Annotated in this window: 23 protein-coding genes; 9 read left to right on the top strand and 14 right to left on the bottom strand. The window is 62.2% G+C overall.

Annotation, left to right across the window (positions count from 1 at the left end; translation table 11 throughout):
• Positions 1-48: 48 nt before the first annotated feature.
• The 9 genes from panC to dksA form a co-directional block, all read right to left on the bottom strand.
• On the bottom strand, positions 49-909 hold the full coding sequence (panC, locus tag AB4O22_RS00665) for a pantoate--beta-alanine ligase (RefSeq protein ID WP_460095763.1): 861 nt from the start codon (positions 907-909) through the stop codon (positions 49-51).
• Positions 906-1,706, bottom strand: a complete 801-nt coding sequence (panB, locus tag AB4O22_RS00670) for a 3-methyl-2-oxobutanoate hydroxymethyltransferase (RefSeq protein WP_460095764.1) — start codon at positions 1,704-1,706, stop codon at positions 906-908. Before panB ends, panC begins: the two co-directional genes overlap by 4 nt.
• A 366-nt stretch (positions 1,707-2,072) precedes the next feature.
• Complete coding sequence (folK, locus tag AB4O22_RS00675) at positions 2,073-2,558, bottom strand: 2-amino-4-hydroxy-6-hydroxymethyldihydropteridine diphosphokinase (protein WP_460095765.1); 486 nt, start codon at positions 2,556-2,558, stop codon at positions 2,073-2,075.
• Positions 2,559-2,561: 3 nt separating this feature from the next.
• On the bottom strand, positions 2,562-3,959 hold the full coding sequence (locus tag AB4O22_RS00680) for a polynucleotide adenylyltransferase PcnB (protein WP_003205647.1): 1,398 nt from the start codon (positions 3,957-3,959) through the stop codon (positions 2,562-2,564).
• Positions 3,960-4,674: 715 nt separating this feature from the next.
• Positions 4,675-6,105 (bottom strand): sigma-54-dependent transcriptional regulator, encoded by a 1,431-nt coding sequence (locus tag AB4O22_RS00685; RefSeq protein ID WP_460095766.1) that lies wholly within the window; start codon positions 6,103-6,105, stop codon positions 4,675-4,677.
• A 22-nt stretch (positions 6,106-6,127) separates the two neighbouring features.
• A complete protein-coding gene (locus tag AB4O22_RS00690; protein ID WP_181819118.1) occupies positions 6,128-9,082 on the bottom strand; it encodes a sensor histidine kinase in 2,955 nt (984 codons plus the stop codon).
• Positions 9,066-9,242: a hypothetical protein gene (locus tag AB4O22_RS00695; RefSeq protein WP_003176118.1), complete on the bottom strand. Its 177-nt coding sequence runs from the start codon at positions 9,240-9,242 to the stop codon at positions 9,066-9,068. The genes AB4O22_RS00690 and AB4O22_RS00695 overlap by 17 nt, the downstream gene beginning before the upstream one ends.
• 78 nt (positions 9,243-9,320) lie before the next feature.
• The gene (gluQRS, locus tag AB4O22_RS00700) at positions 9,321-10,211 is read right to left on the bottom strand and encodes a tRNA glutamyl-Q(34) synthetase GluQRS (RefSeq protein ID WP_460095767.1); all 891 of its coding nucleotides are present in this window, start codon (positions 10,209-10,211) and stop codon (positions 9,321-9,323) included.
• 222 nt (positions 10,212-10,433) lie between these two features.
• The gene (dksA, locus tag AB4O22_RS00705) at positions 10,434-10,877 is read right to left on the bottom strand and encodes an RNA polymerase-binding protein DksA (RefSeq protein WP_003185494.1); all 444 of its coding nucleotides are present in this window, start codon (positions 10,875-10,877) and stop codon (positions 10,434-10,436) included.
• Positions 10,878-11,228: 351 nt separating this feature from the next.
• Between dksA and AB4O22_RS00710 the strand changes: the two genes are divergently transcribed.
• Together AB4O22_RS00710 and sfsA are read left to right on the top strand one after the other, a co-directional pair.
• Positions 11,229-12,401: a pyridoxal phosphate-dependent aminotransferase gene (locus tag AB4O22_RS00710; RefSeq protein ID WP_223470887.1), complete on the top strand. Its 1,173-nt coding sequence runs from the start codon at positions 11,229-11,231 to the stop codon at positions 12,399-12,401.
• On the top strand, positions 12,401-13,147 hold the full coding sequence (sfsA, locus tag AB4O22_RS00715) for a DNA/RNA nuclease SfsA (protein ID WP_223470885.1): 747 nt from the start codon (positions 12,401-12,403) through the stop codon (positions 13,145-13,147). The genes AB4O22_RS00710 and sfsA overlap by 1 nt, the downstream gene beginning before the upstream one ends.
• Here the strand turns inward: sfsA and AB4O22_RS00720 are convergent.
• Positions 13,103-13,420, bottom strand: a complete 318-nt coding sequence (locus AB4O22_RS00720) for a Rieske (2Fe-2S) protein (RefSeq protein WP_223470883.1) — start codon at positions 13,418-13,420, stop codon at positions 13,103-13,105. The two genes, sfsA and AB4O22_RS00720, sit on opposite strands and share 45 nt — an antisense overlap.
• 255 nt (positions 13,421-13,675) lie before the next feature.
• Here AB4O22_RS00720 and AB4O22_RS00725 point away from each other — a divergent pair, with 255 nt between their 5' ends.
• From AB4O22_RS00725 to AB4O22_RS00740, 4 genes are read left to right on the top strand one after another with little or no spacing between them, the layout of a single operon-like run.
• Positions 13,676-14,554 (top strand): heme/hemin ABC transporter substrate-binding protein, encoded by an 879-nt coding sequence (locus AB4O22_RS00725; RefSeq protein WP_038857101.1) that lies wholly within the window; start codon positions 13,676-13,678, stop codon positions 14,552-14,554.
• A 50-nt stretch (positions 14,555-14,604) separates the two neighbouring features.
• Positions 14,605-15,588 carry a FecCD family ABC transporter permease gene (locus tag AB4O22_RS00730; RefSeq protein ID WP_167331299.1) on the top strand — a complete coding sequence of 328 codons (984 nt, stop codon included), beginning with the start codon at positions 14,605-14,607 and terminating at the stop codon, positions 15,586-15,588.
• Positions 15,588-16,355 carry a heme ABC transporter ATP-binding protein gene (locus AB4O22_RS00735; protein WP_003205626.1) on the top strand — a complete coding sequence of 256 codons (768 nt, stop codon included), beginning with the start codon at positions 15,588-15,590 and terminating at the stop codon, positions 16,353-16,355. Before AB4O22_RS00730 ends, AB4O22_RS00735 begins: the two co-directional genes overlap by 1 nt.
• Positions 16,356-16,371: 16 nt before the next feature.
• The gene (locus AB4O22_RS00740; RefSeq protein WP_223470881.1) at positions 16,372-17,226 is read left to right on the top strand and encodes a ChaN family lipoprotein; all 855 of its coding nucleotides are present in this window, start codon (positions 16,372-16,374) and stop codon (positions 17,224-17,226) included.
• Between the two features lie 222 nt (positions 17,227-17,448).
• Here the strand turns inward: AB4O22_RS00740 and AB4O22_RS00745 are convergent, their stop codons facing one another.
• The 3 genes from AB4O22_RS00745 to AB4O22_RS00755 all read right to left on the bottom strand — a co-directional run bounded on the left by AB4O22_RS00745 (position 17,449) and on the right by AB4O22_RS00755 (position 19,941).
• Entirely contained in the window at positions 17,449-17,721 is a 273-nt protein-coding gene (locus AB4O22_RS00745) for a TfoX/Sxy family protein (protein ID WP_003205623.1), read from the bottom strand.
• 231 nt (positions 17,722-17,952) lie between these two features.
• The gene (locus tag AB4O22_RS00750; protein ID WP_003205621.1) at positions 17,953-18,294 is read right to left on the bottom strand and encodes a pentapeptide repeat-containing protein; all 342 of its coding nucleotides are present in this window, start codon (positions 18,292-18,294) and stop codon (positions 17,953-17,955) included.
• Positions 18,295-18,384: 90 nt separating this feature from the next.
• Positions 18,385-19,941 carry a bifunctional aminoglycoside phosphotransferase/ATP-binding protein gene (locus tag AB4O22_RS00755; protein ID WP_460095768.1) on the bottom strand — a complete coding sequence of 519 codons (1,557 nt, stop codon included), beginning with the start codon at positions 19,939-19,941 and terminating at the stop codon, positions 18,385-18,387.
• 118 nt (positions 19,942-20,059) lie between these two features.
• Here AB4O22_RS00755 and mrcB point away from each other — a divergent pair, with 118 nt between their 5' ends.
• Genes mrcB through AB4O22_RS00770 form a run of 3 tightly spaced genes read left to right on the top strand, consistent with a single transcriptional unit; the run spans position 20,060 to position 23,443 of the window.
• Complete coding sequence (gene mrcB / locus AB4O22_RS00760; protein WP_114731617.1) at positions 20,060-22,378, top strand: penicillin-binding protein 1B; 2,319 nt, start codon at positions 20,060-20,062, stop codon at positions 22,376-22,378.
• A 16-nt stretch (positions 22,379-22,394) separates the two neighbouring features.
• Positions 22,395-23,114 (top strand): tetratricopeptide repeat protein, encoded by a 720-nt coding sequence (locus tag AB4O22_RS00765; RefSeq protein ID WP_003205617.1) that lies wholly within the window; start codon positions 22,395-22,397, stop codon positions 23,112-23,114.
• A complete protein-coding gene (locus AB4O22_RS00770; protein ID WP_003205615.1) occupies positions 23,114-23,443 on the top strand; it encodes a YqcC family protein in 330 nt (109 codons plus the stop codon). The genes AB4O22_RS00765 and AB4O22_RS00770 overlap by 1 nt, the downstream gene beginning before the upstream one ends.
• 6 nt (positions 23,444-23,449) lie before the next feature.
• Here the strand turns inward: AB4O22_RS00770 and AB4O22_RS00775 are convergent, their stop codons facing one another.
• Positions 23,450-23,872 (bottom strand): DUF4124 domain-containing protein, encoded by a 423-nt coding sequence (locus AB4O22_RS00775; protein ID WP_013694219.1) that lies wholly within the window; start codon positions 23,870-23,872, stop codon positions 23,450-23,452.
• Positions 23,873-23,886 lie beyond the last annotated feature (14 nt).

The following is a 23,886-nucleotide window of genomic DNA, read 5'->3' on the forward strand; positions in this document are numbered from 1 at the left end:
ACAGATTGCTATCGCGAACAAACTCGCTCCCACAGGGTTTTGTGATGCTTAGGCGGGTATGTCGAGGTCCAGGTGCAGGTTGTCGATCAGGCGCGTGGTGCCCAGGAAGGCCGCCACCAGAATCACCAAGTCACGGTCCTCGCTCAATGCCGGGCGCAAGGTCTTGGCGTGACGGATTTCCAGGTAATCGGGACGCAGGCCGGCGGCTTCGAGTTGCTTGAGCTGCTCGCCGATCAGCGCCGGAAAATCTCGTCGGCCCTGTTTGATGGTCTCGGCGATCTGGCTCAGGACGCGATAGACCACGGGCGCGACGGCACGTTGATCCGGGCTGAGGAAGCCGTTGCGCGAGGACAGCGCCAGGCCATCCTCGGCGCGAACGGTCGGCTCGCCGATGATCTGGATCGGCATGTTCAGGTCATGGACCAGTGCGCGGATCACTGCCAGTTGCTGGTAGTCTTTCTGGCCAAACACCGCCAGGTCAGGCTGGACCATGTTGAACAGCTTGCTGACCACTGTCGCCACACCTTCGAAATGCCCTGGACGGCTGGCGCCGCACAAGCCTTCGGACAATTGCGGGACGCTGACCCGGGTCTGCCCGGCCATGCCGTCGGGGTACATCTCTTCGACGCTGGGCGCGAACAGCAGATGGCAGCCAGCCTGGAGCAGTTTCTCCTGGTCGGCCGCCAGGGTGCGGGGGTATTTGTCCAGGTCTTCGCCGGCACCGAATTGCAGGGGGTTGACGAAAATGCTCGCCACCACGAAGTCGGCCCGTTGCGCGGCCTTGGTGACCAGCGCCACGTGGCCGCTGTGCAGGTTGCCCATGGTCGGCACGAAGGCGATGCGTTTGCCTTCGCCGCGGGCACGGGCCACGGCGGCCCGCAGTTCGCGTACGGTTTTGACGGTGTTCATGCAGAAAACCCGTGCTCGGCGCCAGGGAAGGTCGCGGCCTTGACCTCAGCGACATAGGCACTCAGGGCACCCTGGATGGACGTTTGCCCTGCCATGAAGTCTTTCACGAACTTGGGCACGCGACCGGTGATCGACAGCCCGAGCATGTCGTGCAGTACCAGCACTTGGCCGTCGGTGGCGTGGCCGGCGCCGATCCCAATCACCGGGATCTTCACCGCCTGGGTGATTTCTTCCGCCAACTCGCTGGGCACGCATTCGAGCAGCAACATCGCCGCGCCAGCCTGCTCCAGCGCAATCGCATCGGCGCGCATCTGCCGCGCCTGGTTCTCATTGCGGCCCTGGACCTTGTAGCCACCGAGGATATTGACCGATTGTGGGGTCAGTCCCATGTGCGCGCACACTGGGATACCCCGCTCGGCCAGCAGCCGAATCGAATCGGCCAGCCACAACGCGCCCTCGACCTTGACCATATGGGCACCGGCCTGCATCAGCATGGCGCTGTTGGTCATGGTTTGTTCAAGGGTGGCGTAGGCCATGAATGGCAGGTCGGCGAGAATCAGTGCATCGGTGTTACCGCGTTTGACGGCGGCCACATGGTAGGCCATCTCGGCGGTGGTCACCGGCAGCGTGCTGTCGTGACCTTGCAGCACCATGCCGAGGGAATCGCCCACCAGCAACACTTCGACACCGGCCTCATTGCAGGCGTGGGCGAAAGTTGCGTCATAGCAGGTCAGCATGGTGATTTTCTCACCTTTTTGCTTGAGACCTTGCAGCGTGGTCAGGGTAATAGCTGGCATGAAAAAGTCCTCATTAGGCGCTCTTGAGCTACTGCGAGTAACGCGCATGAATCGTCATCTATACAGGCGCACCCTCTATGTGTGGTGCTTGTAAGGCCTGGATTGCGCCCTTTAAACGCCGCGTTGGCGGCATCGGGACGCCTATAGTCGTGAGGAGATCTCGGGAAGTCAATTGGATGTGTTACCGCCGGGTGTTACCGGGGTTACTGATGCGTTTCAGCGTAGAGGCGTGTTTCGGATCTGACTGCCGGGTCCCGGATCCTGTGGGAGCGAGCTTGCTCGCGATGGCGGCGGGCCAGTCAATATAAATGTCGATTGCTACACCGCTATCGCGAGCAAGCTCGCTCCCACAGGGGATGGTCTTCGTCAGATAGGCGGCAAGCGTTCCAGGCCAACGAATGGGCACGCCGCGAGCAGATCCTTGAGTGAGCGTCCATCGGCTAGGTGCAGGTCGGCGGGTGCCAACTCGGCCAGTGGGTACAGCACGAAGGCCCGGGCCTGCATGTGGTAGTGGGGGACCTTGAGGCGAGGCTCGTCGATCAGCTGATCGCCGAACAGCAGGATATCCAGGTCCAGGGTGCGCGGGCCCCAGCGTTCCAGGCGTTCTCGACCCTGCCCGGTTTCGATGGCTTGCAGCGCATCGAGCAGGTCCAGCGGTGCCAGGCGGCTGTCCAGCGCCGCCACCGCGTTGGTGTAGCGCGGCTGGCCGGGCAGCAGGGAATCGCTTTGATAAAACGCCGAGACCCCCACCAGTTGGGTATCGGGCAATTGCGCCAGCGCCTGGATGGCACTGCGCAATTGTTCGGCGGGTTCGGCCAGGTTGCTGCCCATGCCGATGTAGATGCGTTCCATCGATTACTCGCCCGATGCGCTCGGTACACCGGCGCGCTTGCGCTTGGCACCGCTGCTGCGACGGCGCTTGCGCGGGCCGCTGGCGCCTTCATCCTTGCCGCTGAGTTCGCGAATCATGTCGCGGCGCTCGCTGTCGTTGGCGTCCTGGTAATCGGTCCACCATTCGCCCAGGCCATCGGTCTGCTCGCCCGCGCTTTCACGCAGCAGCAGGAAGTCGTAGCCAGCGCGGAAACGCGGGTTGTCCAGCAGCAGGTCGGCACGTTTGCCGCTGCGCCGTGGCAGGCGTTCCTGCATGTCCCAGATCTCGCGGATCGGCATCGTGAAGCGTTTTGGAATGGCGATGCGCTGGCACTGTTCGGCGATCAGCTCGTGGGCAGCTTCCTGCATCGCCGGGATCGGCGGCATGCCACGCTCTTGCAGGCGCAACACCCGGGCCGGCAGGGCAGGCCAGAGCAACGCGGCGAACAGGAACGCAGGCGTCACCGGCTTGTTCTGCTTGATGCGCAGGTCGGTGTTGATCAGTGCTTCGCTGATCAAGGTGTGGGTGTAGGTCGGGTTGTGCTCCAGGGCCTCGGCACTGGCGGGGAACAGCGGATCGAACAACTGCAGGTCCACGAGCATCTCGAAGGTGTCTGCGGCGTTGCCCGACAGGAACAGCTTGAGCACTTCCTCGAACAGGCGCGCCGAAGGGATTTCCCGCAGCATCGGTGCCAGTTCGCGAATCGGCACGGCGCTGTGTTTTTCGATGCCGAAATCCAGCTTGGCGGCGAAACGCACGGCCCGCAGCATTCGCACCGGGTCTTCCTGGTAGCGCTGCTTGGGGTCGCCAATCAGGCGGATCAGGCGATTGCGAATGTCGTGTACGCCGTTGGCGTAATCGAGGATGCGCTCGCTGACCGGATCGTAATACAGGGCGTTGATGGTGAAGTCGCGGCGTTGCGCATCTTCTTCCAGCGTGCCGTAGACGTTATCGCGCAGGATGCGCCCGCTCTCGTTGCGGGAAGACTGGTTGCTGTCTTCCTCTTCATCGTTTTGCGGATGATTGGCGCGGAAGGTCGCCACTTCGATGATTTCGCGGCCGAAGTGAATGTGGACCAGCTTGAAGCGCCGGCCAATGATCCGCGCATTGCGAAATTCGGCCCGTATCTGTTCCGGCGTGGCGCTGGTGGCGACGTCGAAATCCTTGGGGGTGATGTTGAGCAGCATGTCGCGCACGCAGCCACCGACCAGGTAAGCCTGGTAACCGGCGTTCTGCAAACGTTCGACGATGTTCACCGCATAACGGCTGAACTGGGCCTTTTGCAGTGAATGCTGGCCGCTGTTGAGCACTTCAGGCGTGCTGCGAATGTGTTGCGTACGACGCAAGGGAGAACGGAATGACTGGAACAGCTTCTTCAGCATGGGATGCACTGTTTGAAGGAATATTCGGCCAAAAACGAAGAATGACCGCATGATGGGCCGAGATTCTAGCATTTAGTCGAGGGATGGTGTAGGACGGAGCAGTTTAGAGCTGCAAGCTTCAGCGACAAGCCTTGTAGGCTGCGGGGAGGCGGAACGACAGAAACCACAAGGGGAGCCGAAGCTCCCCCAGAATTAGTTACGTGCTCTATTTTTATTATTGGTTTCGGGCTTCTTGTTTTTGTTGAGTGCCCGCGTCACGAGGTTTTCCCTTCGTGACCCTCCCAATCGGGAGTCAAGAGCAAACGGATTGCTTTGGTCGCTGTGTTGCAGTGATCTATCGATCCAACCAGTTCAGGCACCTGTCTTGAGACAGTTTTTATTGTTCTCGGCCTGGTTGTGGGGCAAGCCCCAAATACAACGCCTCTCCAAAAGAATCAGTTAGCTGCGCCTCTCGCCGTCTTGTTTTTATTGTGCGTGAGTCGATTCGTCTTATTTTTATTGTCTTTTGCATTGCTTGTTATTGTTCTTGTACCAAAGCTATAGCAGGGTGCGTGCCAACTTTTGCGAGGCCCAGCGAAACCGGGGGTTCTAGGGTTATAACCATTTTTTCGGGGCGAAAAAAAGCCGGGGTTTCGTTACCGTAAACCCCGGCTTCTGTTACGTGAAAAAGCTGAGGTAACAGTTTTTTCACATTCAGCGGTGTTACCCCCACACCTCAGCTTTCGCTGGTCGCTCCGGTCTTGCGCCGTGGAATTCCCAGGCGCTGGCGACGTTCCCACAGGCACTTGCGGCTTACGCCCAGCTTGCGTGCCAGTTCGGTCTCGGTCATGTGGTCCTGGTGTTCCAGGACGAAATGCTGGAAGTAATCCTCCAGGGACAGGTCTTCGGTGGGTTCGTGGCTGTTGTTGGCAGCGCCGCCCTGTTGCGGGGCCAGGCCGATGAACTCTTCGTCGTCCAGGTCACTCAGTTCGATGTCGATGCCCAGCAGGTCGGCCGAGATTTCCGGGCTCTCGCACAGGATCACCGCCCGCTCGACCGCGTTTTCCAGCTCGCGAACGTTACCCGGCCAGGCGTAATGACGAATGGCCTGCTCGGCGTCCGGGGCGAACTTGAGGTCGGTGCGGTTGACCCGCGCGCTCTGGCGAGCCAGGAATGCCTGGGCGATTTCATTGACGTCCGCGCCACGCTCGCGCAGGGCTGGCAGCTTCAAGGCGATCACATGCAAGCGGTAATACAAGTCTTCGCGGAACTGGCCGATCTTCGCCAGGCTCTTTAGGTCACGGTGGGTGGCCGCGATCAGGCGGACGTCGACCTTTTGCGACTGCACCGAGCCGACCCGGCGGATTTCGCCTTCCTGAAGCACCCGCAGCAACCGCGCCTGGGCTTCCAGCGGCAACTCGCCGATTTCATCGAGGAACAGCGTGCCGCCGTCCGCCGCTTCCACCAAGCCTGCGCGCCCGGCGCTGGCGCCGGTGAACGCACCTTTCTCGTGACCGAACAGTTCGGACTCGATCAGGCTTTCCGGGATCGCCGCGCAGTTCACCGAGATCATCGGCGCCTTGGCCCGGCGTGACAGATTGTGCAGGGCGCGGGCTACCAGCTCCTTGCCGGTACCGGACTCGCCCTGGATCAGGACATTGGAGTCGGTCGGTGCCACCTTGCGGATCTTGCTGTACAGGTCCTGCATGGGTGGGCAGGAACCGATGATGCCAATTTCGCCATTATTGTTGCTGGCGCCGGCTTTCGCCGAGGCGCTGGCCTTGCCAACGGGCTCCACCGGGTTGCTGGTCGCCGCCTGTCGGTCACGCAGGATACGGGCCACGGCCTGGAGCATCTCGTCGTGGTCGAAAGGTTTGGCGATGTAGTCCACCGCACCCATTTTCATGGAGTCGACCGCCGAGCGCAGGCTGGCGTAACTGGTCATGATCAGCACGGGTGTGCCCTGGCCGAGCTTGATCAGCTCGGTACCCGGGGCGCCAGGCAGGCGCAGGTCGCTGACGATCAGGTCAAACGTGGGAATGCTGAAACGTTCTTGTGCTTCCTGCACTGAACCGGCTTCGCTGACCTGGTACTGGTTGCGTTCCAGCAGGCGGCGCAAGGCGGAGCGGATAATTGTTTCGTCTTCGACGATCAAAATGTGCGGCATTGATTCGATTCTCTCGACGGTCTCAGTTCACAGCGGACGTCGCTTCGACATGACGCGGCAAGGTCACCCGGATACGGGTGCCGCGTTGGCTTTGTACATCGGCCGGGCTGTCGATGGTGATTTGTCCATAATGCTCTTCAACGATGGAATAGACCAGTGCGAGGCCCAGACCGGTGCCTTCGCCAGGATCCTTGGTGGTGAAGAAAGGTTCGAACAATCGGTCCATGATGTTCTGTGGGATACCGCTGCCTTCGTCTTCGACGATCAGGTCGACCGTGTGTTCGAAGGCTTCACTCTTGACCCGCACCGCGCTGCCGGCCGGTGAGGCGTCCCGCGCGTTGGATAGCAGGTTGATCAACACCTGCGCGAGCCGCTGGGGGTCGCCATCGACCCAATGGTCCGGATCGCACAGGTTGAAGAATTGCACCTCGAAATTGCGCCGGTTGAGCGCCAGCAGACCAATGGCATCCTGGGCCACTTCGGCCAGACAGACGGGCTCGTCATTGTGCTGGTGACCGCCGGCATGGGCGAAGCTCATCAGCGATTGGACGATGCGCGACACGCGCTTGGTCTGTTCGAGGATCTGGCCGCTGATTTCCGTCAGCTCGCCGTCGTCCTCGCGCTCTTCGCGAAGGTTCTGCGCCAGGCAGGCGATGCCGGTGATCGGGTTGCCGATTTCGTGGGCCACCCCGGCGGCCAGCCGGCCGATGCTTGCCAGTCGTTCGGAGTGGACCAGCTTGTCTTCGAGCATCTGGGTATCGGTCAGGTCTTCGACCAGCAGCACCAGGCCGCTGTTACCCGGCGCCAACGGCTCGTCGATCGCCGCCTTGTGCAGGTTCAGCCAACGGGTCTGGCCGTCGAGGGCCAGGTGCTGTTTGTGCAGGTGCTCGTCCGGCAGGTCGATGAAGCCTTGCAGCAAGCCTTTCCACGGCTCGCCCAGGGTGCTCAGGCGTGAACCGACCACGCGCTGGGCCGCGATCCCGGTCAGTTCTTCCATGGCCTTGTTCCACATCAGGATTTCCTGGTCCTTGGCCAGGGAGCACACGCCCATCGGCAGTTCCTGCAGGGTCTGGCGATGGTAACGGCGCAAGGCGTCCAATTCGGCGGCAAGGCCGGTGAGGCGCGAATGGTAATCCTCGAGGCGGCTTTCGATGAAGTGGATGTCTTCGGTGACGTAGTTCTCGCCGCCGGCCTTGTAGGGCAGGAATGTCTCGACCATGTCCTGGGCCACGCTGGGGCCCATCAGGCCGGACAGGTTGGCCTCGATCCGGTCCCGCAGGCGACGCAGAGCATACGGGCGACGTTCATCGAAGGGCAGGTAGAGGTCGCGCAGGGCCTGTTCGACTTCCTTTTGCGCGGCCTTGGCGCCCAAGGGCTTGGCCAGTTGCGTGGCGAATTCCTGGGGCGAGGCGGCGTGCAGCTCGCGGCGCTGCGGGCGGCGGACGTTGTCCACCGCGCAGGCTTCGGCGGCGCTGGCCTCTTCGCTGCTGGCGTTGGTGAACAGCGAGATCAGGGTGAACATCAGCACGTTCGCCGCCAAAGAGGCGATGGCCGCCATATGCCAACTGGTGTCGTCGAGCACGTAGATCATGTTCAGCAGCGGAATATAGAAGCCCTGCAGGTTGCCCATCAGCGGCAACAGCATCGCGACCAGCCACACCAGGATCCCTGCCAACAGGCCGGCGATGAAGCCACGGCGGTTGGCGGTCGGCCAATACAGCACCGACAGCACGCCGGGCAGGAACTGCAAGGTGGCAACGAAGGCGACGATGCCCAGGTTGGCCAGGTCCTGTCCCTCACCCAGCATCAGGTAAAAACCGTAGCCGGCCATGATGATCGCGACGATCAGCGCCCGCCGTGTCCATTTCAGCCAGCGGTAGATATTGCCTTCGGCCGGTGGCTGGTAGAGCGGCAGCACCAGGTGGTTGAGGGCCATGCCCGACAATGCCAGCGTGGTGACGATGATCAAGCCGCTGGCCGCCGACAGGCCGCCGACATAGGCCAGCAACGCCAGGGCCTTGCTGTTGGCGGCGATGCCGATACCCAGGGTGAAGTATTCCGGATTGGTACTGGCGCCCAGCTTCAAGCCGGCCCAGAGGATCAGCGGTACCGCCAGGCTCATCAGCAGCAGGAACAGCGGCAGGCCCCAACTGGCGCTTACCAGCGAGCGCGGGTTGAGGTTTTCGGTAAAGGTCATGTGGTACATGTGCGGCATCACGATGGCCGATGCGAAGAACACCAGCAACAGCGTGCGCCATGGGCCTTCCTGCAAGGGCGTATGCAGGGCGGCGAGGGCTGTCTGGTTCTGCAGCAGCCACACTTCCAGCTGTTGTGGGCCGTCGAACACGCCGTACAGGGCATAGAGACCGACACCACCGATGGCAATCAGCTTGATCACTGATTCGAAAGCGATGGCGAACACCAGGCCTTCGTGTTTTTCCCGTGTGGCGATGTGTCGGGAACCAAAGAAAATCGTGAACAGGATGATCAGTACGCAGAAGCTCAGCGCCACCCGGTGCTGCACCGGCTCGCGGGTCAGGATGCTGATGGAGTCGGCCACGGCCTGGATCTGCAGGGCCAGCAGCGGCAGTACCCCGACCAGCATGAAGATCGTGGTCAGCGCGCCGGCCCAGGTGCTGCGAAAGCGAAAGGCGAACAGGTCGGCCAGCGACGACAGTTGGTAGGTGCGGGTGATTTTCAGGATCGGATAGAGCAACACCGGCGCCAGCAGGAACGCGCCCGATACGCCGAGGTAACTGGAGAGGAAACCATAGCCGTACTGATAGGCCAGCCCGACCGTGCCATAGAACGCCCATGCGCTGGCATAGACACCCAGCGACAGGGTGTAGGTCAACGGGTGGCGGATGATCGCCCGGGGGATCATGCCTCGTTCGCTGATCCAGGCTACGCCGAACAGCACTGCCAGGTAGGCGGCGCTGATCAGGACCATCTGGGTCAGGCTAAAGCTCATCGGCATCTTTTTGGCTCTGCAGGATGAAGGTCACGACAATCAGGATCAGCCAGAGCAGATACGGCCGATACCAGGCACCCGTGGCATCGATCCACCAATCCATGATGGCCGGGGAGAACAGATAAATCCCCACTACCAGGAGCAGGACCAAGCGATAGATATACATCCCGGCCTCTCTAATTTATGCGCGTGCCCAAAAAACGTGCGGCGATGGTAACGGATGGGCGCCAAGCTGCAAGGGCCGTCAACGTATTTGCGCTTCGGGCAGGCTCAGTGTGCGCGGGATCTTGCCTGCATCCCAGTGGCGAATGCCCCAAGCCAGCAGTTCCCGTGGGCTGGCATCGACCAGTTCGAGGCCCGGTTGCTGGCCCAGCGCGCGCAACGCCCGTAACAGCAGTGGCGTGGCCTGATCGGCAGCCAGGGGCGGTGAGCGGTAGGATTTACCGAGCTTGTGCCCATCAGGCTGGGTGATCAGCGGCACGTGCAGGTAACGCGGTTGCGGCAACCCGAGCAGTTCTTGCAGGTAGAGCTGGCGCGGCGTGGAGTCCAGCAGGTCGGCGCCGCGCACGATATCGGTCACCCCTTGCCAGGCGTCGTCCAGGACCACGGCCAATTGATAGGCGTAGAGCCCGTCGCGGCGGCGGATCACGAAGTCACCGACCTCACGGCCCAGGTGCTGGCGGAACTCGCCCTGGACCCGGTCGGTGAAGTGGTACTCAAGCTCGGGGACGCGCAGGCGGATGGCGGCGTCCTCGGTGTCGTGCCCGGCGTTGCGGCACAGCCCCGGATAAATGCCCTGGTACGCCTCCAGTTGCTTGCGCGAACAGGTGCAGGCGTAGGCCAGGCCCTGGCTGAACAGCCGGTTGATGACCTGATCGTAGGCGTCATGGCGCTCGCTCTGGCGAACCATCTCGCCGTCCCATTCGAACCCGTAGCTTTCCAGTGCCTTGAGAATCGCCGCTTGCGCGCCCGGTTCTTCCCGGGGCGGGTCGAGGTCCTCCATGCGCAGCAACCAACGCCCGCCCACGGCGCGGGCATCCAGGTACGACGCCAGTGCGGCGACCAGTGAACCGAAGTGCAAGTAGCCGCTGGGGGTAGGGGCGAAGCGGCCGATGTAGGGGGCGGTGGCAGTCATAGGGCGAATGTTACTGAGTCTGAGCGGTAGGAATACAAATCTTGATGCCGAAGCATATCCCCCTGTGGGAGCGAGCTTGCTCGCGATAGCGGTGTATCTGTCACATCAACGCTGGCTGACCCACTGCTATCGCGAGCAAGCTCGCTCCCACAGGGATATTGAAAGTATCGGAAACAAAAAACGGAGCGTATGAACGCTCCGTTTCGGTGACAGCCCCGGCAGTTACTTGCCGACCTGTTTTTCCTTGATTTCCGCCAGGGTCTTGCAGTCGATGCACAGATCGGCTGTCGGGCGGGCTTCCAGGCGGCGAATGCCGATCTCGATGCCGCAGGACTCGCACCAACCGTATTCTTCGTCTTCGATCAACTGCAGGGTCTTGTCGATTTTCTTGATGAGCTTGCGCTCGCGATCACGGGCGCGCAGTTCGAGGCTGAACTCTTCTTCCTGACTGGCACGGTCGGCCGGGTCGGGGAAGTTGGCCGCTTCGTCTTTCATGTGATCCACGGTGCGGTCGACTTCCTGCATCAAGTCCTGTTTCCACTTGTTCAGGATCTTGGTGAAGTGCGCGCGCATGGGGGCGCCCATGTACTCTTCGCCAGCTTGCGGGACGTACGGCTCAAACCCGCTGAGCGTTTGATTTTGATTTTGCTTTGCTTGGGTGGGCATGAATGGACCGCCTCTACTCTTGTAATCCACTACGCAGGATTGCTCCATCACCGACACCTGCCGGCCCTGCGGCTGCAAGCGGGCGAACTTACCAGATCAAATCGGGCCGCGCTACTCCCGGTTGTCGAGCCTGCGGTGGCCGGGGCTTGTAAAACGTGGCCGGGTTCGCTTCGGTGGGGATTTAAACCTGCTCAATGCTTGATTCTAGTCAAGCCTGGGCCAATCGCGGGAGTCATTTCCTGCAATTCACGGGCTCAGACCACTTACGGTTCGCGCGCGTTCCCGCAGTTGTTTCTGACTTGGCTGGAGAGTTGGGTAGAATCGGTTCTTTTTCCCCCTGAAGGAAGGCCAATGGCTCAGCCCTACAGTGCGCGCAGCCGCGCCATCGAACCTTTCCATGTGATGGCGTTGCTGGCCCGTGCCAACGAACTGCAGGCCGCCGGGCATGACGTCATCCATCTGGAGATCGGCGAACCGGACTTCACCACCGCCGAGCCAATCATCCAGGCCGGCCAGGCCGCGCTGGCGGCGGGCAAGACCCGCTACACCGCGGCCCGTGGCATTCCCGAGCTGCGCGAGGCCATCGCCGGTTTCTACGCTCAGCGCTATGGGGTGGAGATTGCCCCCCGGCGCATCCTCGTGACTCCGGGCGGGTCCGGCGCGTTGTTGCTGGCCAGCGCCTTGCTGGTGGACCCAGGCAAGCATTGGCTGCTGGCCGACCCCGGTTATCCGTGCAACCGTCATTTCCTGCGCCTGGTCGAAGGGGCGGCGCAATTGGTGCCGGTGGGGCCGGATGTGCGTTACCAATTGACGCCAGACCTGGTGAACCGCTATTGGGATCAGGACAGCGTCGGTGCGTTGGTGGCCTCACCGGCCAACCCGACCGGGACGATTCTCACCCGGGACGAGCTGGCGGGACTGTCCAAGGCCACCAAGGGCCACAACGGCCATCTGGTGGTGGACGAGATCTATCACGGCCTGACCTACGGCACCGACGCCGCCAGCGTGCTGGAAGTCGATGACGATGCCTTTGTCCTTAACAGTTTCTCCAAGTATTTCGGCATGACCGGCTGGCGACTTGGCTGGCTGGTGGCCCCTTCGGCGGCTGTCGGCGAGCTGGAAAAGCTCGCGCAGAACCTCTACATCAGTGCGCCGAGCATGGCCCAGTACGCCGCCCTGGCCTGTTTCGAGCCGGCGACCATCGAGATCTTCGAGCAGCGACGGGCCGAGTTTGCGCGGCGCCGTGACTTTCTACTGCCGGCCTTGCGTGAGTTGGGCTTCGGTATTGCGGTGGAGCCGGAAGGGGCGTTTTACCTCTATGCCGATATCAGTGCGTTCGGCGGCGATGCCTTTGCGTTCTGCCAGCACTTCCTGGAGACCGAACACGTGGCCTTTACACCGGGCCTGGATTTCGGCCGCCATCAGGCCGGTCACCACGTGCGTTTCGCCTACACCCAGAGCCTGCCGCGGCTACAGGAAGCGGTGGCACGAATCGAACGCGGACTACGGAGCTGGCAAGGCTGATGCATTTTTCCCCTGCGTTGGAAGAGGGTCGCTTGATTCGACGTTACAAGCGTTTTCTCGCCGATATCGAGACCGTTCACGGCGAACTTCTCACTATTCACTGCCCCAACACCGGCTCGATGCTCAATTGCATGGCTGAAGGCGCGCGTGTCTGGTTCAGTCGCTCCAGCGACCCCAAGCGCAAGTTGCCCGGCACCTGGGAAATCGGCGAAACCCCTCAAGGGCGGCTCGCCTGCATCAATACCGCGCGGGCCAACGCCTTGGTCGAAGAAGCCTTGCGCTCCGGGGTCATCAGCGAACTGAAAGGGTTTACCGGGCTCAAGCGGGAAGTGGCTTATGGGGTGGAAAACAGCCGTATCGATTTTCGCCTGGACTACGATCAAGGCTCGGCCTGGGTCGAAGTCAAAAGTGTCACGCTGGGGTTCGATGGCACGAATGTGGCGGCGTTTCCCGATGCGGTGACCCTGCGCGGGGCCAAACACCTGAGGGAACTCGCCTGCCTGGCCCGGGAAGGTGTGCGAGCGGTGCAGCTGTATTGTGTGAACCTGAGCGGCATCGAAGCGGTGCGCCCGGCACAGGAAATCGACCCGGTGTACGCCGCGGCCTTGCGTGATGCGGTGGCGGCGGGTGTGGAGGTGCTGGCCTATGGGGTCACGCTGACATCCGAGCAGATGTGGGTGGACCGTGCGTTGCCGGTATTGCTAGAGCTCGACCCAGATGCCTTGCTCGTCCTCCCGGCTGTCTAGCGCAGCCAGGAACTGACCGGCGCAGGGGCCCGCCACGCATTCGCCGCTTTCTATCAGGAACAGCGCGCCGTGAGTGGCGCACTGGATCAGAGTGGCGCTGGGGTCGAGGAACTGGTCGGGTTGCCATTCCAGCGGTACGCCCCGGTGCGGGCAGCGGTTGAGATAGGCATACACTTGGCCGGCACGCCGCACGGCCAGCACCTTGCGCCCATCGAGGTCGAAACCGCGACTGCCGTTGTCGGGCAATTGGGCGGCGGTACAAAGAAACTTCATGTGTGTCTCAATATTTGTCGGAGTGAATCCACTGTGGGAGCGAGCTTGCTCGCGATGACGGCGGCACATTCAACATCTCGGTGACTGACTCGCCGCTATCGCGAGCAAGCTCGCTCCCACAAGGTTTCGTGTGGCAAAAGATCCACGCTTGACGGTCAAATGAAAACAATTATCAAATGGCGCCTTCTTCGCAGGAGGCTGAGGATACTTGGCCATGCCCGGTCCTGTGAAAAACTTCTTTGAGGAAGCTGCCCGATGCGCCTGAATATCCGCGTTGTTGCGCTCTGTGTCGCACTGTTGGTCAACCAGGGGGCCAGCGCGGCTCAATTGCCGCAACGCTGGGTCAGTGCCGGCGGCGCCGTGTCGGAGTGGGTCAGTGCGCTGGGGGGCGAATCGAAGCTGGTGGGCGTGGACTCCACCAGCCAGCATCCTGAATCCTTGCGGGCCTTGCCCAGTGTTGGCTATCAGCGACAGCTGTCGGCGGAGGGCGTGCTGAGCCTGCGTCCGCAGATCCTGGTGGGCACTGAGGAAATGGGGCCACCGCCCGTGCTGGCGCAAATTCGCAGCGCCGGTGTGCAGGTCGAACTGTTCTCGGCCACACCAGACCTGCCGGCCCTGCAGGGCAATTTGCGGCACCTGGGAAAACTGCTGGGGGCCGAGGCCGAGGCGGCGCGGTTGTTCGACCTTTATCAAAAACAACTCACCCAGCAACAGGCCCGGGTGACCGAAGCCCAGCGCAAGCAAAAGGCTCCCGGCGTATTGCTGTTGGTGGGTAGTTCCGGCGGCAAACCACTGGTTGCGGGCAAGGGCACTTCCGCTGATTGGTTGTTACAGCAGGCCGGCGGTCACAACCTGGCGACCCACAGCGGCTACAAGTCTTTTTCCGTGGAAACCCTGGCCAGCCTGAATCCGCAAGTTCTGGTCTTTGCTGACCGTGCCTTGAGCGGTGAAGAAGCGCGTGCGGCGTTGTTCAGGGAAAACCCGATTCTTTCTTCGACCCGGGCCGCCAGGGACGGGCGCGTCATGGAGCTTGATCCGACGCTGCTGGTAGGCGGCTTGGGCCCGCGGTTGCCACAAAGCCTGATGACACTGACGGCAGGCTTTTATCCGGCTGCGTCGGCCACGGCGCCATGACCTCGTTGGTCAAGCCAGGTACCTTGTTCATTGGCCTGGGCCTGCTGTGTCTGCTGGCAACCTGGCTGTCCCTGGCCCTGGGGCCGGTAAGTTTGCCGTTGCTCGACACCTTGCGCGCTGCCTTGCGTCTGTTGGGCTTGCCGGTGGCCGCCGATGGCCTGGAGCAGGCCGAACTGATCCTTGGCCAGATCCGCTTGCCGCGTACCTTGCTGGGGTTGGCGGTGGGCGGGGTGTTGGCGTTGTCCGGTGTGGCGATGCAGGGGTTGTTTCGCAACCCACTGGCGGACCCGGGGCTGGTGGGTGTGTCCAGCGGTGCGGCACTGGGCGCCGCGTTCGCCATTGTCGGTGGCTCGGCGCTGGGTGGGTTGCCCGAAGCCTTTGGCCCCTACGTGCTGTCGTTGTGTGCATTTCTTGGCGGGCTCGGCGTTACGGCGCTGGTCTATCGTCTCGGGCGACGCAACGGCCAGACCCATGTCGCGACCATGCTCCTGGCCGGTATTGCCCTGACCGCGCTGTCCGGTTCGGCCGTCGGCCTGTTCACCTACCTGGCGGACGACGCGACCCTGCGCACCCTGACGTTCTGGAACCTGGGCAGTCTCAACGGCGCCAGCTATGCGCGGTTGTGGCCGCTGTTGCTGGTCAGCGTCGGCGTGGCGCTCTGGCTACCACGGCGGGCCCGGGCGCTTAATGCACTGTTGCTAGGGGAGTCCGAGGCTGCCCACCTGGGCGTTAACGTCGAAAGCCTCAAGCGTGAACTGGTGTTTTGTACGGCCATGGGGGTTGGCGCGGCGGTGGCGGCTGCGGGCATGATCGGCTTTGTCGGGCTGGTAGTGCCGCATCTGGTGCGCCTGGTGGCAGGCCCCGACCACCGTGTGTTGCTGCCCGCTTCGGTGTTGGCGGGTGCCAGCCTGCTGTTGTTCGCCGATCTGGTGGCGCGCCTGGCCCTGGCTCCTGCGGAATTGCCGATCGGCATTGTCACGGCCTTCATCGGCGCGCCGTTCTTCCTTTATCTATTGGTGCGAGGGCGCGCCTGATGCTGCGAGCGCAGAACCTGCACATTCAACGTGGCCGCAAGACGGTGCTGGCGGACGTCGATCTCGAACTCAACCCTGGCGAAGTGCTCGGAGTGCTTGGGCCCAACGGCGCAGGTAAAAGTACTTTGTTGGCGGGGCTGTGCGGCGAACTGCGCCCGGCCCAGGGGCAGGTCTGGCTCGATGACCGGCCATTGGCCCAGTGGCAGGGTGCCGAGCGCGCCCGGTGCCTGGCGGTCTTGCCGCAGTCCTCGACCCTGGATTTCGCCTTTCGTGTCGAGGAGGTCGTCGGCATGGGGCGCCTGCCGCACCAGAGTGGTCGAGTGCGCGATGAGCAAGTCGTCGCCGCGGCGCTGCAAGCGGCAGACGCCGCGCATCTGCACGGTCGCAGTTACCTGGCGTTGTCCGGCGGTGAACGTCAGCGGGTGCACCTGGCGCGGGTGTTGGCGCAGTTGTGGCCAGGTGAAGCGGGGCAAACCCTGTTGCTGGACGAGCCGACCTCGATGCTCGATCCGCTGCACCAGCACACCATCCTCCTGGCGGTGCGTGAATTCGCCAGTCGCGGCGCTGCCGTGCTGGTGATCCTGCATGACCTGAACCTGGCGGCGCGTTACTGTGATCGCCTGTTGCTGCTCGCGTCCGGTCGGCCGGTGGCCCTGGACACGCCCCGGCATGTGCTGCGCCCGGAACCGCTCAAGGCGGTGTTTGGCTTGGACGTGCTGGTGCAAGACCATCCGGAGCGTGGGCATCCATTGATCATTGCCCGCTGAGGGCACCCTGGAGGATATGGACGTGCGCCTGCTTCTGATTCTGGCATTGAGTGTACTGACGGCGTGTCAGAGCATCGCACCGCCCCCACTCGGCGGACGAATCCGTGATTTGCACAATGGCCAGGCCGTGACGCCCCAGGCATTGGTTGAACGCTTGGCCAAGGCGCCTCGGGTGGTGGTGGGGGAGCGGCACGACAATCGCGATCACCACGCGCTGCAGGTCTGGCTGCTCCAGGCCCTGGCCGGGCAGCGGGCCCAGGGCAGTCTGTTGCTGGAAATGCTCACCCCCGCCCAGCAGCCACGCGTTGATTCGGTCCGCCAGTTACCCGCCTTGCCGAAGGACCTGCCCGGCGCACTGGGCTGGTCGCCCGGCTGGGATTGGAGCCTGTATGGCCCCGTCGTCGAGTTTGCCCTGGCGCAACGCTATCCGCTGTTGGCCGCCAATCTGGACGCCGCCGAGATTCAGCGCTTCTATCGACAAGCACCGGGCTTGATGGGCGCTCGCTCCAATGCAGTCACTGTGAAGGACGAATTGTTGGGGCAAATCCGTGAATCCCACTGCGGTTTGCTGCCAGAGTCGCAAATGCCGGCGATGCTGGCCGTGCAGCAACAGCGTGACCGACGCATGGCCGAACGCCTGCTGCAAGCGCCGACACCGGCATTGTTGTTCGCCGGTGCCTGGCATGCGCGAAAGGATGTTGGTGTGCCGCTGCATGCGCTGGATCTTGGCGCCAGCGAGGCACCGATCGTCCTGATGCTGGCCGAGGAGGGCAGTGAGGTGACGTCGGCCATGGCGGATTACGTGTGGTACACGCCGGCCATGCCGCCACAGGATTACTGTGCGCAGATGCGTGAACACGTCGGAAAGTGATTTTCTACAGGCAAAAAAAGACCCGGCAAAAGCCGGGTCAAATAACCGTGATTAGCCTGATGAGGAGATATCTGAGAGTCCGAACCAAGGGCTGTTCAAATATCGACCAGTCTCGCGACCGGATGTGGTAATCATAGCGATTCTCATTACCATGTCAAACATTGTTTTGCGATTCGCCGAAATAACCTCGCGGTCAGGGTCCGTGCAGGAAACGAAAGGGCGTCAGGCCTTGTGGCGCGTCGAAATGGCGTCCAGCTGTTTATTCAGGGCTTCTTTGCGCTCGGCGGGAATGTCATTCCAATGCACATCCATCAACGCGCCCTCGATGGCGTACAGCAACACCTTGGAAGCCCGGAAGCCGCGCGTGCGTACGGCGCGATAGGCGTCCACCGCGCCGAGCCGGCGTAGATCGGATGCGCTGTGGATGCCCACAGCGTGCAGCCACTGGGCTGATGTCTTGCCCAGATTCTTCAGGTGTTGCAGTTCATCATTCATCGAGCCTCCTTGCGACGGCCGACTGGTGCAGTGGGCAAGCTTCTGAGCAGTGTAGCGGTCAGTAGGAAAAGCGTGATTGTTTGGTCGGATTCGACGCAAAAGCTTCTAATGCATTACGCACGATGGGGTGGGAAAAGGCTGCAAACTATATGCTCCAGCGCAAGCGGGGGCGCTGGAGATCCGTTCAGTCTGTGGCAGGTCCGCTCGTTGGCCGACCCGCTTCAAACAGGTTCAGCGAGTGCGGTAGCGCAACCGGGTGCCGAAGTTCATCGACATCAGGATCTCGTCCGCAGACAGTTCCGGCGGGAAGTAGGCACCGGAGATTTGCGCATGGGCCAGGCTCGCGCCTTCCAGTGACGACTTGCGAAAATCGATGCCACGCAGATCGGCGGAGCGGAAGTAGGCGTCGCTGAAGTCAACGTCGTCCGCATTCAGTTCCCGCAGATCAAGGCCTCGAAAGTCGCCGCCACGCATGTCGACCGGGCCTTGTGGGCGTTCGTTGTTGAACCCGGCGATATCGTCTTTGCGCAGCAAGGCATAAAGCGGGGTGTTGAGAAGCTTGGGAAGGCTCATTTCATATCACCTGTTGGTTTTATGACGCCAGTATAGTGCCACTATTTGACGGCCGTGAAGCCGGGCATCGCTTCACGGCCGAAAAAATATCTACAGGCCTGGCAGGCGCTGACGGATCTGCGCGACCACGATGTCGAGTGTGCCGCTTTCATTGGTTTGGACCCGTTTGCTGCAGAGAATTTCCGCCGGGGTCAGGGCTTCGCGGCTGGATTGTTGTGCGGCAATGACCGCCAGGTTCGCATCGGAGGGGTCTTTCTGGTCGGCCTGACGCTGTGCCAGGCGGCTTTCGATGACCGCTTGCGGCGCGTCGCAGTCGAGAATCAGGAACGGAGCACCGGTGGCCTCGGCGATTTTCGCCGCTGCGTCGCGTTGATCGCGCTTGAGGTAAGTGGCATCGATCACTACCGGGAAGCCGGCGCGCAGGATCACCGCGGCGATTTCATGCAGGCGGGCGTAGGTAGCGCTGCTGGCGTCACTGCTATAGATGCCGGCCTCTGGATCGTTGGGTACTTGTTGCTGGCCGAACAGACGCTTGCGCTCCACGTCCGAACGCAGGCGAATGGCGCCCAGCGCCTCTACCAGGCGCATCGCGACATGGCTTTTGCCAACGGCCGAGACGCCGTGGGTGATGGCCAGGAAGCGCGAAGGAATGGTGCTGTAGCTTTCCGCCAGGTTGGCGTAGTTGCGGTACTGGCGCAGGGTGGTGGCGCGCTGCACCGGATCGGCTTCGGCCGGCATGCTGAACAACACGACTTTTGCCCGGACCAGGGCACGATAGGCTTTATAGAAGTTCAGCAGCTCCAGGCCCTGGTAGTCACCGGTCAGTTCCAGGTACTGGCTGACGAAGCGCCGTGCCAGCGATTTCAGGCCTCGGTCCTCCAGGTCCATCGCCAGGAATGCGGTGTCGGCGTAGACGTCGGTGAAACGGAACGGTTCGTTGAACTCGATGCAGTCGAAAATCACCACCTTGCCGTCGATCACGGTGGCGTTGCCCAGGTGGATATCACCGTGGCATTCGCGGATGAAACCTTCGGCTTTGCGTTGGGTGAACAGCGGCTTGAGGCGTTCGAAGCTGCTCTCGGCCCAGGCTTGCAGGGCTTCGAGTTGCAACAGGTCGGCCTTGTCGTTGAGGAACGGGCGGATCTGTTCGAAGTTCTGCAGCACCGGTGCCATCACGCTTTGCGGGGTGCCGGCGTCGTTTTCGGCGGGCACCTTGGGCGTGGAGAGATGGAACTGGGCGATCTGCGCGGCCATCTCGTCGATGTGCGCGGTGGTCAGTTCGCCGTTGGCTTGCAGCGTGCTGAGCAGTTCGCTCTGCGGGAACTGACGCATCTTCAGGGCGTACTCGATGGCCGGGCCGTCGCCACCCAGCTGTGGCGCTTCGGCGCTGCCGGTAATCGGCAGGACGTTCAGGTACAGGTCCTGGGTCAGGCGCTGGTTGAGGCGCAACTCCTCACCACAGAAGTGCTTGCGCGCCTCGAGGCTGGTGAAGTCGAGGAAGCCGAAGTTGACCGGCTTTTTGAATTTGTAGGCGTATGGCCCAGTGAGCAATACCCAGGAAATGTGGGTCTCGATGACCTGGAACCCTTCGACGGGATGCGGGTAGAGGGCCGGGTTTTGCAGGGCAGCGATCAGGGATTGGCTCACGGGCGGTCCTTCATAGACTGGAAAATTCAAGGCCGTCATTATGGCCGCAAGCCGCGCTAACGCAAACCGCGTGGAGGGCTCATGTTGAACCGAGGCAAAGTGCGTATAATCCGCCGCCATGACTCGTACCCGATCCCCCCGTACCCCCAAGAAACCACCCGCCAGCCGCCTGCGGCCCTGGCTGGGCTGGGCCCTTAAACTCAGCCTGGTGGGCCTCGTCGTGCTCGCCGGTTTTGCGGTCTATCTCGATGCCGTGGTCCAGGAGAAGTTCTCCGGCAAGCGCTGGACCATTCCGGCCAAGGTCTATGCCCGGCCGTTGGAGCTGTTCGTCGGACAGAAGCTGAGCAAGGATGATTTCCTGACCGAGCTCGATGCCTTGGGTTATCGCCGTGAAAGCGTGGCCAATGGTCCGGGTGCGGCCTCGGTCAATGGCAATACCATCGACCTCAATACCCGTGGCTTCCAGTTCTATGAAGGCATGGAGCAGGCACAACCGGTGCGGGTGCGTTTTTCCGGTGATTATGTCGCTGCGCTGACCGGCGCCAACAACGCAAGCCTGTCGGTGGTGCGCCTTGAGCCGCTGCTCATTGGTGGCCTGTACCCCAAGAACCTCGAAGACCGGATCCTGATCAAGATCGACCAGGTGCCGCCGTTCCTGCTCGATACGCTGATCGCCGTCGAAGACCGCGACTTCTACCATCACTTCGGCGTCTCGCCCAAGTCGATTGCCCGGGCCATCTGGGTCAATACCTCCTCGGGCCACATGCGCCAGGGCGGCAGTACCCTGACCCAACAGTTGGTCAAGAACTTCTACCTGACCAACGAACGCAGCCTGACCCGCAAGCTCACCGAAGCCATGATGGCGTTGTTGCTGGAGCTGCACTACGACAAGCAGGAGATCCTGGAGGCGTACCTCAACGAGGTATTTATCGGTCAGGACGGTCAACGGGCGGTGCACGGTTTCGGCCTCGCCAGCCAGTTCTTCTTCAGCCAACCGCTGTCCGAGCTCAAGTTGCATCAGGTGGCGTTGCTGGTGGGCATGGTCAAGGGACCGTCTTCCTACAACCCGCGTCGTAATCCGGAGCGCGCCCTCGAACGGCGCAACCTGGTGCTCGACCTGCTGCAACAACAGGGTGTGGCGACGGCCGAGCAAGTCGAGGCGGCGAAAAAGATGCCGTTGGGCGTGACCAAGCGCGGCAGCCTGGCGGACAGCTCCTTCCCCGGCTTCATGGACCTGGTCAAGCGTCAGCTGCGGGAAGACTACCGCGACGAAGACTTGACCGAAGAAGGCCTGCGCATCTTCACCAGTTTCGATCCGATCCTGCAGATGAAGGCTGAAGCCTCGGTCGAGGACACTTTCAAGCGGCTGGGTGGGCGCAAGGGCGCCGACGAAGTTGAAGCGGCCATGGTGGTGACCAACCCGGAAACCGGTGAAGTCCAGGCCATGATCGGCAGCCGGCAGGCCAGTTTCGCCGGTTTCAACCGAGCGCTGGATGCGGTGCGTCCGATTGGCTCGCTGATCAAGCCGGCGGTGTACCTCACCGCCCTGGAAAAGCCGAGCCAATATACGCTGACCAGTTGGCTGTCGGACGAGACGTTCTCGGTCAAGGGCGCCGATGGCCAGGTCTGGAAACCGCAGAACTATGATCGTCGTTCCCACGGTACGGTGTTCCTGTACCAGGGGCTGGCGCACTCCTACAACCTGTCGACCGCTCGCCTCGGGCTGGAAGTCGGCGTACCGAACGTACTCAAGACCCTGGTGCGCCTGGGGGTTAGTCGCGAATTCCCGGCGTTCCCATCGATGTTGCTGGGGGCCGGTGGCCTTACGCCGATCGAAGTGGCGGCCATGTACCAGACGCTGGCCAACGGCGGTTTCAATACGCCGATGCGCGGGATCCGCAGCGTGCTGACCGCCGATGGCGAACCGCTCAAGCGTTATCCGTTCCAGATCCAGCAGCGTTTCGATCCGGCCTCCATTTACCTGATCCAGAGCGCGATGCAGCGGGTCATGCGTGAAGGCACCGGCAGCTCGGTCTATAACGTGCTGCCCCGGACCCTGACCCTGGCGGGCAAGACCGGTACCAGTAACGACTCGCGCGACAGCTGGTTCGCCGGCTTCAGCCAGGACCTGCTGGCGGTGGTCTGGCTCGGACGTGATGACAATGGCAAGACCCCGTTCACCGGTGCCACCGGTGCGCTGCAGGTCTGGACCAGCTTCATGCGCAAGGCCGACCCGTTGCCGCTGGACATGCCGCAACCGGACAACATCGTCCAGGCGTGGGTCGATTCGCGTACGGGGCAAGGCTCCGATGCCAATTGCCCGGGCGCCGTGCAGATGCCGTATATTCGCGGCAGCGAACCGCCACCCGGTGCAGCCTGTGGCGGCACGAATCCCGCCGAATCGGTGATGGATTGGGTCAAGGACTGGATGAATTAAGCAAAGAGGGTTTCAAGTGAACAAGTGGTTGATTCCAGCGGTAACAGCCGTGGCTTTGCTCAGTGGTTGCTCTACCGTACAACGCGGTTCGATTCCGGTCGTTGATTCCGGCACCGCTGTTTCCAACAGCGAGCGGGTCTCGGCCAATGGCGGTTTCCGTCAAACGACAGTGAAGCGGCCGGCGCAGGGCCAGGTCCAGGCAATCCCGCAGGGCGACACCGGTGTCGTCGTGATGGTGCCAGGTGGCGGCGCGACGACCTCTGCGCCGATCAGCAGCACGCCGATCACGCCGGGCCCGATCACCCCCGGGCCAATCGAAACCTCGCCGATCGACCAGGGCAGCTACAGCATGCCTTCGACGCCGAGCAGCATTCCGTCGGCAGGAGCCGGTGGTCTGTCCGCCGATGAACAGCTCGACGGCCCGGTTCTGGCCCTGTTGACCACGGCGCAACAGCAACAGGCCGGTGGTGACCTCAACGGTGCGTCTTCCAGCCTGGAGCGTGCCCAGCGTGTCGCGCCGCGCGAACCCCAGGTGCTTTATCGCCTGGCCCAGGTGCGCATGGCCCAGGGCGATGCGCCGCAAGCCGAACAGCTGGCCCGTCGTGGCCTGACATTCTCCAGTGGTCGCCCGGCACTTCAGGCCAGCCTGTGGGAGTTGATCGCCCAGGCCCGTGAGAAACAGGGCGATTCCGCTGGCGCGGCATTGGCCCGTCAGAAGGCCAAGGTTTCGCTTTGATGGATACGCGTTTTCCTCAAATCGCCGATCAGTTGCTGTTGATCGAGCGGGAGTTGCGAGTCCAGGGCTGGTGGAGCGATGTTTCGCCTTCGGCGCAGGCACTGGCCAGTGTCGAGCCATTCGCGGTCGACACCCTGGACTTCGAGCAATGGCTGCAATGGATCTTCCTGCCCAGGATGAAAGCCATCCTGGAAAACGACCTGCCGCTGCCCAACGCCTCGGGCATCCTTGCCATGGCCGAGATGGTCTATGCACAGCGGCCAGGGCAGGGCATCGAGTTGCAGCGGCTGCTGGCGCAGTTCGATCAGTTGATCAGCAACGCCGGCTGACCGGCGTTACTGACAATTCTCCTCGATTTGCTTGCGGGTCTCGTCGATCCGCTGGCGCCGCTCTTCTTCGGTGAGGCGGCGCATTTCCCCCTCTACGTCTTCACGTACCCTGGGGTTGTTCTGCAATTGCGCCAGATTGGTCCGGGCCTGTTCGCAGAACGCCTTGAGTTGGGCTTCCTGCTCGGCAATCTGTTTCTTGACCTGTTGGTCGATGGCCTTTTGGTCGCCAATGACTCCGCCAGACGGCGGTGCCGCCGGTTTGGCGGGCGGCGGGGCGGACTTGATCACGGTCGTGGCCTCCGTGCCTTCGGGCGGCTGGGCGCCGAAGTGGGTAACGCCCTGGGCGTCCACCCATTTGTAGACCTGACCGGCCATGCACATCGGGCTCAGGCCAACCAGCAGGCTGGCCGTCAAGAAGATCATTCGCATGCTGTTTCCTTGTC

This window comes from Pseudomonas sp. S3_B11 (assembly GCF_054667715.1).

Excerpts from the sequence above, each read along its gene's own strand:
- AB4O22_RS00685 (WP_460095766.1), bottom strand. The coding sequence starts at position 6,105 with ATGCCGCACATTTTGATCGTCGAAGACGAAACAATTATCCGCTCCGCC.
- dksA (WP_003185494.1), bottom strand. The coding sequence starts at position 10,877 with ATGCCCACCCAAGCAAAGCAAAATCAAAATCAAACGCTCAGCGGGTTT.
- AB4O22_RS00750 (WP_003205621.1), bottom strand. The coding sequence starts at position 18,294 with ATGAGCCTTCCCAAGCTTCTCAACACCCCGCTTTATGCCTTGCTGCGC.
- panB (WP_460095764.1), bottom strand. The coding sequence starts at position 1,706 with ATGCCAGCTATTACCCTGACCACGCTGCAAGGTCTCAAGCAAAAAGGT.
- sfsA (WP_223470885.1), top strand. The coding sequence starts at position 12,401 with ATGCATTTTTCCCCTGCGTTGGAAGAGGGTCGCTTGATTCGACGTTAC.
- AB4O22_RS00710 (WP_223470887.1), top strand. The coding sequence starts at position 11,229 with ATGGCTCAGCCCTACAGTGCGCGCAGCCGCGCCATCGAACCTTTCCAT.
- AB4O22_RS00745 (WP_003205623.1), bottom strand. The coding sequence starts at position 17,721 with ATGAATGATGAACTGCAACACCTGAAGAATCTGGGCAAGACATCAGCC.
- AB4O22_RS00740 (WP_223470881.1), top strand. The coding sequence starts at position 16,372 with ATGGACGTGCGCCTGCTTCTGATTCTGGCATTGAGTGTACTGACGGCG.
- gluQRS (WP_460095767.1), bottom strand. The coding sequence starts at position 10,211 with ATGACTGCCACCGCCCCCTACATCGGCCGCTTCGCCCCTACCCCCAGC.
- AB4O22_RS00680 (WP_003205647.1), bottom strand. The coding sequence starts at position 3,959 with ATGCTGAAGAAGCTGTTCCAGTCATTCCGTTCTCCCTTGCGTCGTACG.
- AB4O22_RS00770 (WP_003205615.1), top strand. The coding sequence starts at position 23,114 with ATGGATACGCGTTTTCCTCAAATCGCCGATCAGTTGCTGTTGATCGAG.
- AB4O22_RS00775 (WP_013694219.1), bottom strand. The coding sequence starts at position 23,872 with ATGCGAATGATCTTCTTGACGGCCAGCCTGCTGGTTGGCCTGAGCCCG.
- AB4O22_RS00720 (WP_223470883.1), bottom strand. The coding sequence starts at position 13,420 with ATGAAGTTTCTTTGTACCGCCGCCCAATTGCCCGACAACGGCAGTCGC.
- AB4O22_RS00735 (WP_003205626.1), top strand. The coding sequence starts at position 15,588 with ATGCTGCGAGCGCAGAACCTGCACATTCAACGTGGCCGCAAGACGGTG.
- panC (WP_460095763.1), bottom strand. The coding sequence starts at position 909 with ATGAACACCGTCAAAACCGTACGCGAACTGCGGGCCGCCGTGGCCCGT.
- AB4O22_RS00725 (WP_038857101.1), top strand. The coding sequence starts at position 13,676 with ATGCGCCTGAATATCCGCGTTGTTGCGCTCTGTGTCGCACTGTTGGTC.
- AB4O22_RS00695 (WP_003176118.1), bottom strand. The coding sequence starts at position 9,242 with ATGTATATCTATCGCTTGGTCCTGCTCCTGGTAGTGGGGATTTATCTG.
- folK (WP_460095765.1), bottom strand. The coding sequence starts at position 2,558 with ATGGAACGCATCTACATCGGCATGGGCAGCAACCTGGCCGAACCCGCC.
- AB4O22_RS00690 (WP_181819118.1), bottom strand. The coding sequence starts at position 9,082 with ATGCCGATGAGCTTTAGCCTGACCCAGATGGTCCTGATCAGCGCCGCC.
- mrcB (WP_114731617.1), top strand. The coding sequence starts at position 20,060 with ATGACTCGTACCCGATCCCCCCGTACCCCCAAGAAACCACCCGCCAGC.